This window comes from Vibrio sp. 03_296, from assembly GCF_002265885.1.
On the sequence record NZ_NPKW01000181.1, the window covers coordinates 1 to 895 of the forward strand.

Genomic DNA, 895 nt, shown 5'->3' on the forward strand with positions numbered 1-895 from the left:
TAGCGGGCAAAGTGGCGATAGTGTTGAATGGCGTAGCCGATGACGTATTCCGCGATCAAGGGGCCAAAAATCCCACGGACATTGGTTAGCTTGTAATCTCGTCGTAACTCAGGTTGCATGAGCGCGTTCACGCCAGCGTAAGTCGATTCGTAGCCATTCGGAGACTTGGTGGCACATCAGAGCAAGCGTAGGTGCAATGTGAGGTGGCGCCGCGAGGATGATATTGGCTTGCTCGATGTCCTCAGTGAGCGCTAAATCAGGTAACGCGTGATCAGCAAGCAGTTGGCGATAGGTCTCGTTGTCTTCGGTAACAATGAAAATCTTGTGTTTGACTGATGCATTAATCTTTTTCCCTGTGGCGAATCAAGTACACTTCCTGCTGTCTTTTTCCGCAATGATTGAGTGATTATGCTACAGAATCCCCTACAGGTCCGTTTAGAAAAACTGGAACCTTGGCAACAAATAACCTTCATGACGTGTTTGTGTGAACGTATGTACCCAAACTACGCCATGTTTTGTGATAGCACTGGTTTCGCGGAACCAAGAGGTTATCGCAACATTTTAGACAGTGTATGGGAAATTCTCACGGTGAAAAACGCTAAGGTGAATTTTGAGCGTCAACTTGAGAAGTTGGAAGAGCTCTTCCCTAGCGCGGAAGAGTTCGATCTTTATGCGGTTTATCCTGCCATGGATGCGTGCMMATCTCTCTCCACCTTACTGCACGGTTTGCTTGATCGCGACTATCTGTTCGACTCGATGATTAAGATCAGTCAGCAATCGGTGCAAACAGTGGTGGATTTAGAGCAAGCTCAAGGCAGTGACGCGATCACCAATGAAAACCAGAAAGCGAACGAAGCGGTTTGTGCTGAATGGGATGTGCAGTGGGCGATTTTCC

At 47.9% G+C, this 895-nt stretch carries 1 protein-coding gene; it reads left to right on the top strand.

All coding sequences use genetic code 11. The features are described 5' to 3' along the window. Nucleotides 1–408: 408 nt before the first annotated feature. Nucleotides 409–895 (top strand): YjaG family protein (locus tag CIK04_RS22760; RefSeq protein ID WP_128824655.1); only part of this gene is annotated, 487 nt, incomplete at its 3' end.